The sequence below is a fragment of the Dokdonella sp. genome (genome assembly GCF_049593775.1).
Taxonomy (GTDB): Bacteria; Pseudomonadota; Gammaproteobacteria; order Xanthomonadales; family Rhodanobacteraceae; genus Dokdonella.
Genome location: NZ_JBAWHJ010000119.1, coordinates 1 through 7,602, shown reverse-complemented (window position 1 = coordinate 7,602; position 7,602 = coordinate 1). Strand labels below are relative to the sequence as shown.

The 7,602-nt window shown below is 59.5% G+C and carries 5 protein-coding genes; 1 reads left to right on the top strand and 4 read right to left on the bottom strand.

The features are described from left to right. Nucleotides 1-378: 378 nt before the first annotated feature. Nucleotides 379-3,372, top strand: coding sequence for a diguanylate cyclase (locus WBP53_RS03920; protein ID WP_423926143.1), 2,994 nt, complete (start codon nucleotides 379-381; stop codon nucleotides 3,370-3,372). Nucleotides 3,373-3,651: 279 nt separating this feature from the next. Here WBP53_RS03920 and WBP53_RS03915 read toward each other — a convergent pair whose 3' ends face one another. From WBP53_RS03915 to WBP53_RS03900, 4 genes are all read right to left on the bottom strand, one after another. Next, a complete protein-coding gene (locus tag WBP53_RS03915; RefSeq protein ID WP_423926141.1) occupies nucleotides 3,652-4,896 on the bottom strand; it encodes an RNA polymerase sigma factor in 1,245 nt (414 codons plus the stop codon). Then, on the bottom strand, nucleotides 4,897-5,235 hold the full coding sequence (locus WBP53_RS03910) for a YciI family protein (RefSeq protein ID WP_423926139.1): 339 nt from the start codon (nucleotides 5,233-5,235) through the stop codon (nucleotides 4,897-4,899). A gap of 148 nt (nucleotides 5,236-5,383) precedes the next feature. Continuing rightward, nucleotides 5,384-6,661 (bottom strand): NAD(P)/FAD-dependent oxidoreductase, encoded by a 1,278-nt coding sequence (locus WBP53_RS03905; RefSeq protein ID WP_423926137.1) that lies wholly within the window; start codon nucleotides 6,659-6,661, stop codon nucleotides 5,384-5,386. Between the two features lie 108 nt (nucleotides 6,662-6,769). Next, complete coding sequence (locus WBP53_RS03900; RefSeq protein WP_423926135.1) at nucleotides 6,770-7,231, bottom strand: hypothetical protein; 462 nt, start codon at nucleotides 7,229-7,231, stop codon at nucleotides 6,770-6,772. Nucleotides 7,232-7,602 lie beyond the last annotated feature (371 nt).

Here is a 7,602-nt window from a genome sequence, read left to right as displayed (position 1 = left end):
ATGTCGTTGAGTTGATCTACGACATCCGTTGATACTTCCAGCTTGTCCTGGGGTTCCTGATTCATCTGAGGTTTCCTTGGTCGCTTGGGTGTGTACGGGATTTGCGTTTTACACGCCGCATCAAGCTAGAACCACGCTACGGCCAAGTCAAGCATGGGTTGTAGAAAATTATTCAAGAATTACACATGCCCTCGCTTGCCCCTTGAATCCGCGCCAGTTTTTGCCCGTCCGTCGACAGGACCCGCAGCAGGCATAGCCGCGAAAAACCTCGTGAATCCAGTACCTTGCGTATTTGCTGCGCCTATTCCCGAGCTGCCAGGGTCTGGCACATTGCCTCAGCCTGCCCGGACTGGCACCCTTGGCTGCTGAGCGCCCTTCATGGAAGTGCACAAGATCAACGCGGCCATCCTCCTTGCGACTGGACTTCTCCTGGCATCGGCGACGGCGCTTGGCCAGTCGCCGATGCCGCAATCGAAAACCTGGAGCTTCAAGGAGATCATTGCCGACGATCAATACGCCGCGCCGCCGTTTCGAAGCATTGTCCAGGGCAAGGACGGATTGGTGTACGTCGCAGATGGCGTCGGCGTTCTGGAGTTTGACGGGATCAAGTGGGCTCGCCTGCCCTTGCCGGATGCGCGTTTCGTGACCGCGCTGGGCATCACCGATGATGGCGACATCATTGTCGGCGGCTCCGAATTCCTGCTTGCCCTGTCCAGCGAAGGTCACGAGGTGCGCGTCAAGGATCTGGCGGGTGATGTTCCGGGTGGACTCGTCGGGCTAGGGCATATCTGGGAATTCGCGTCCGGCACTGGAAGCTGGTGCGTGCGCTCAGAACGCAAGTTGCTTTGCAAGGATTCCCGGGGGATGTTCGTTCTGCCAGCAGAAAACGGGTTCGGCCGATTGTTCGCCATCGGTGGCGAGCTCTATGTACGAGATGAGCACTTGGGCCTCATGCGGATTTCCGGGCGCAGCCTGGAGCTCGTCAAGGGCGGTGAGTTCTACGCCGAACGGCGACTTGCGATGCTGATGCCCTTCGGCTCCAGGGGGCTGGCCGGAATCTCGCATGATCCTTTTGAAATAGCGACATGGGTCGACCTCGATCACGACCCGACTCCTGTCAGCCTTGGCGACGCCGACGCACTGCATGGGTATCTGGGTATGGCAGGTGCGCTGGAGGACGGAGCCACCGGATTGCCCTTTGTCAACGGCGACCTCGTGATCCTGGACAAAGCCTGGAACGAAGTTGCCCGGTTTCAGGCCAGTCAGTTCGGAGCCTTGCCCGGCGCTCAAGCTATCCACGTCGATGATGAGGGCGGTATCTGGGTTGCATGGAGCAATGCGATAACGCGAATCGACTGGCCCTCACGTGTATCACTGTTTCAGGAATCACAGGGCATATACGAGTCGCCTGCTGGCGTGATCGAAGACAGTCTCGGCATCATCGCCTACACCAGCAAGAGCCTTACCTTGCTCAAGAATGACGAACGCACCTCGGCCTTCGAACGAATGACGCCGAACAATTCATGGATCCATCAAGTAGCGAGCCATGATGGCGACATCCTCGTGCTGACAAGCGACGGAATACGGAATAGTGACGGCCGTATCCTGCTCCTGCCGAAACGGGATGTCTTTACGTATTTCGTCACCCCGGAGCGCCCGAACGAGGCGCTCGTAGGATTGCGTTTCGGCCTGGCACGCATCCAGAAAATCGACGCGCACTGGGTCGAAAACGAGATGCGCAGCGATGTGAGTTTCGACGTGCTCGGCATCACCCAGGATTCGGACGGAAGTATATGGCTGTCATCCAACTTGAGCCGGGTCGCGCGCGTGGTGCCAAAGCCAGGCAGTGATGCCCTGGCTGATGCTCAGCTGGTCGAATTCGATGAGGGCGACGGTGTGCCCGCAGGCGAACTCATGCTGAAGCTCATCGGCGGTGAGGTGCATGTCGGCAGCCTGACCGGGTTCCATCATTTTTCAAACGGACGCTTCGAACCCAGCTCCAGAATCGATTTCGACCAGACCGGCCCGGTCAAGCAATTCCTCCCGTTGAACGCGAACGAACTTCTGGTTGCAGGCCCATCCGGCAGACTCAGACTTCTCTCCAGAGGCGTGTCAGGCATCTACTCCAAACAGCCAAGCGTGTTCGATGGCATTGCGGGGCTTGGCAATATTCGCGACATCATGATGGACAAGACGGGTATCGTCTGGCTCGCAACCGACTCCGGTGTCGTGCGCGTCAATCCTTCGGTCAATCTCCCCACGCCGAAAACACTGCAGGTACTGATTCGCGAGATATCCAGTGGCGAGCGTGTTCTCTATTCTGGTCACGGGATGCTGCCCTCACTGAACCTTGCCGAGGGCGACAGCATGCGCTTCAGTTTTGCCCTTCCAAGCTACCGGGCACCAGAGATCAACAACTACCGATCACGCATTCGTCATGTAGACGGAAGCGAGGTGTGGAGCAAGTGGAGCAACGAGGTCCGACGTGATTTCACCAATCTCCCGGCCGGAAACCTGCTCTTCGAAGTGGAGGCGCGGGACGTCGCAGGCACGCAAGGCGGCATCGCCTCGGTCCCGATCACCGTGATTGCGCCATGGTACCGACGCACCTCGACCGTCATCGCATTCTGGCTGGCGGGGTTGGCCCTGCTCGTCATAGCCGTTCAACTGCGCGTTCGCGCACTTCGTACGCGCAGTGCGGAGTTGGAGCGATTGGTGGCGTTCAAGACAGAAGCCCTGCAGCATGCGGCAGCGACGGATCCCCTGACCGGACTCTGGAATCGGCACCGCTTCGGTGAATGGGTTCGCGACCAGGCTCCCGCAATCGCCCAGAACGCAATGCGCGCCAGATCCGGGGACCCGGTCGATGTCATTGTCTGTGCGATCGATCTCGATCATTTCAAGCGCATCAACGATCACCACGGACATGCTGCCGGCGACATTGTCCTCAAGGCAGTCGCACAACGCCTGCAGGGCATGAAACGGCAAGATGACCTCATATTCCGTTTCGGTGGCGAGGAATTCATCTATCTAGCCATGAACCGGCATCGCGAAGAGGGCGAAGAACTTGCCAGGCACATCGTGGAGGAAATGAAGCAGACTACCGTCGAGCTGGAAAGTGGTGTACTGCTCGATCCGACGGCGTCGGTGGGGTGGACCACCTATCCCTTCTATCGTGAACGTGCCGAATTGTTCAGCATGGACTTCGTTATCGGCGTTGCCGACCGCGCCCTGTATCTGGCGAAAGAGAGGGGACGAAACTGCTCATACGGCTATCTTCCCAACCTTTCTGTCGATGAGATCGACCGCACGCAAGCGGATTGGCGCACCCAGGTTTTCGACCGGCACCCGGATCTTCTGAAACAGGTTTGAAGGACAACACAGCGGAATGCTTCTCTGCTTCCGTCACCAGCAAGGGCATCCGGGCTGCGACGTCGATCTGGATGGGACGTCGCTGATCCGCACATTTTACACTCAAGCTTCCGGCGTGCTCGGAGAGGCCGGATACTTGTGCGTTCTGCGCGCGCTTTTGAAATGGGCGGAAGACCAGGTCGTGGTTCTGTCGGGCGCAGCAGGGCTGCCTCATTTTCGAGGATTGGTCTTGATTGAAGTGCTGCAACGGGAAAACGTGCCCCACCCCATTTCGGCCTGCTACCCACCCCGCATCAGCAGATCACGCTTGCCGATCAGGAAGTCCCGCTCCGCACTGTTCTTCGTCAGCGTCATGGCAGTGGCGTAATGATCGAGTGCTGCTTGGCGTCGACCTGTTCGCGCGGCCAGTTCCGCGCAAGCGACGTGGAAGGGTTGGTAGTCAGCCAGTGCCTTGGCCAGTGGCTGGAGTTGTCTGGCGGCTGTATCCGCATCCCCTCCATAGGCAAACGCCATGGCCCGGTTCAACGCCACCACGGGTGATGGGTTGAGCTTCTGCAGCGAGGCGTAGAGGCCCTGGATCTGTACCCAATCGGTGGATCCCCAATCCGGCGCCATTGCATGCAAGGCACTGATGGCGGCCTGGATCTGGTACGGGTCCGGTTCGCCCTTGGCCAAGGCATTGAGCACGCGTTGCGTGCCTTCGCGGATCAGGCTCCGGTCCCAGCGCGCCCGGTCCTGCAGCTCCAACGGAATGAATGACTTCTCGGCAGAACTGCGCGCCGCACTGCGCGAATGATTGAGCAGCAGCAGTGCCAACAAGCCCTCCACTTCAGGGCGCGGCAGCAGCTCATCGAGTAGGCGCGCGAGGCGAATGGACTCTTCAGCGAGATCCTGCCGACTCAGGGTCTGTCCTTCGAATGCGTTGAAGGATTCGTTGTAAATCAGATAGATCACCGACAAGACGGACGGCAGGCGTTCGGACAACGCTTCGCCTTCAGGTACGGCATAGGCGATGCCGGCCTTGAGGATCTTGCGCTTGGCTCGCGTCAACCGCTGGTTCATGGCCGCTTCCGATACCAGGAACGCCCGGGCAATCTCGCGCACGCTCAATCCACATAGCGTCTTCAACGTCAGCGGTACACGCGCATCCTCGGCAAGCGCTGGATGGCAACAGGTGAAGATCAGGCGCAGCCGCTCATCCGGAATCGCCTCGTCGGCACCCGGAATGTCGAATGGATCCTGATTGAACATGACATCTTGGATAGCCTGGTGGAAAACTTCCGAATTGCGCAAGGATTCCTTGCGGAAGCTGTCGATCAGCCGGCGCCTGGCCACCATGAAGAGCCAGCCCGCCGGATTGGCGGGCATGCCCTCATCGGCCCAGCGACGGGTTGCCTGCAGCAAGCCGTCGGCCAATGCATCCTCGGCCTGATCGATATCCCTGGTGTGCATCATCAGGGCCGCAAGGATGTGTCCGGACTCGGCGCGGAAAATCCGCGCCAGGCCCTCGCGGTTCTGCTCCATTCAATCGAATGTCATGACTGGCCTGACTTCGATCGAGCCATAGCGTGCAGTGGGAATCCTGGAGGCCCAATGCAATGCCTCATCAAGATCCTTGCACTCGAGCAGGTAATAGCCGCCAAGTTGCTCCTTGGTTTCGGCGAACGGACCGTCAGTAGTCTGCGCCTTGCCGTTGCGAACGCGAACCGAAGACGCGGTGGATACAGGCTGCAAGGCGTTGCCGCCAACCAGCACCCCAGCGGCGCCGGCGTCTTCGCCGAATGCCTCGTATTGTGTCAACAAGGTGGGAATATCGACGTCGTCAGCACCTTCGACACTGTAGATTAAGGCGAGGAATTGCATGGTGAATCTCCTTTGGAATTGGGAATATTCGAAGGTCGCGAAGCGCCCCTCATCTGATAGTCGGATGAGGAAGGTGAATTTGGACAGACTCTCCATTCGGGGCAGCAATCAAGTCGATTCCGACTGCAACCGCTGCAAGAATCAAGAACTACTGCGCCTTCCCCGACCGGGAAGCATCCACATCACCCACCACGATTCGCGCATGTCGCTGATAGGTCCAGTAGGACCAGGCCCAGTTGATCAGCACCAGAATGCGATTGCGAAACCCGATCAGGAAGAACACATGCGCGAGCAGCCAGAACCACCAGGCGAACCGCCCGGAGAATTTCAAATGGCCCAGGTCAACCACAGCTGCACTGCGCCCAATCGTGGCGAGATTGCCGAAATCGCGATAGTGAAACGCGGGTGATGCCACCCCCCTGCTGCGGGCTCGGATCACTCTGGCGACATGCGTGCCCATCTGTTTCGCAGCCGGTGCCACACCCGGCACCGGCTTGCCTTGCTGCGCAATCGCAGCAAGGTCCCCGGCGACGAAAATCTCCGGATGACCGGGCACGCTGAGGTCCTCGGCGACTACCACCCGCCCGGCCCTGTCCAACGGCACACCCAGGGCCGCACCCAGGGGTGATGCAGCAATTCCAGCGGCCCACAGCACGGTGCGTGCATTGAGCTTCCCGTCGGGCAAGGACACGCCGTCACCGTCGATGCTCGAAACCGGCGAACTGGTGCGTACTTCGACGCCGAGGCGTTGCAAATGCTGCGTTGCGTTGATTGACAGCGATTCGGGAAAATTCGACAGCACGCGCGATCCCGCTTCGATCAGGAGGATTTTCGCGTCGGCGGGATCTATCCGGCGAAACTCGCGGCGCAAGGTATGCCGGGCAATCTCCGCAAGCGTGCCGGCCAGCTCGACCCCGGTAGGCCCGCCACCGACAATGACGAAATTGAGCCAGGCGCGACGGGCAATGGCATCGCTTTCGAGTTCTGCCCGCTCGAAGGCCAGTAGCAACTTGCGCCGTATGGACAAGGCATCGTTGAGCGTCTTCAGACCCGGCGCATGCGCGGCCCAGTCGTCATGTCCGAAATAGGAATGGCCGACCCCACTCGCCAGTATCAGCAGGTCGTAGTCCAGGCTGCTTCCATCGGCCAGAACAATGCAGCGCGCGCCCTTGTCGATGGTGACAACGTCCTGCATCAACACCGTGACATTGGCTTGCGTGCGCAGGATATGACGCAGCGGCGCAGCGATGTCCGGGGCCGAAAGACCGGCCGTAGCTACCTGGTAGAGCAACGGCTGAAACAGATGATGATTGCTGCGTTCGACCAGAGTGATCTCGACCGGATCGGCCGCCAGAGCACGCGTAGCCCAGAGCCCGGCGAAACCACCACCCACGACAAGGACACGAGTTGCGACCGCTTTGCTCATGGCCGCAATGATAGCGTTCGCGCACTGAATGTGTGCAGCCAGCATGCAGGCTGAATTGGAACCGCTACGGGGTGCAATCCAGCCCGGCCTGATCGTTGTCGCTATATCTCAGGGCTGGCTATCGAGGCAGTCGCGAACGATATCGATCGTGCGCTGACGATCTTCATCGGTCGACGACAATGAGTTGGATTGAACCACGATCTCGGCCCGGTCACTTGCCTGCACCCCCGCAGCTTCGGCATGCGCCTCGGTGAAATCCTGCCATCGAGCGACGGCACTGACTTTCAGGCGTGAAACAAGATCGGGCGGAAGCCCGGTATCGGCATTTGCCATTGCCACACCGATGCTCTGACTGAGTACGATCTGACACCTCATCGCCCTCAGCACACGCTCCCTGGAAACGACCTCGACCGTCGCGGGCGCGGGCGTCGACACCGGCATCGGTTCGGAGATCGCATTCGGTGACGCAGCACCCGATGCTGACGCCGGGTTGTCAGAGCTTCCACAGCCTGCCAGCGAAGCGGCAACTGCAACCAGCAGGAAACAGGGGTGCTTGAGAGTCTTGATCACGAGTGAAACTCCGGATGGGCCATGGGGACTTGGAGACTGGCGGACATTTTATCCCAATGCGAAACCACACAACCGCACTCCCGCGTCACCTCGACCGGGTTGGAGCACACATGTCAGGAATTGGCCGGCAGCCCGGCATATCCGCCCGACAGCGGAGGCTGTCATTGGCAAATTCCGGTGATGCGTTGTTGTGAACCCAGGATTCTGGCGCTCCGGCGAGCGCCCAAAGGGCGCGGTCGGAGCCTGGCCCGAGTTCACGGGTACGTTTGTGTTTTCAGGTAGAAATCCGCGAAATATCAATGCTCTGATGCAGATTTGATGATTTCTTGATGGTTTGCATAGGACTCGGCTGGCGCTCCACGGCACTGTAG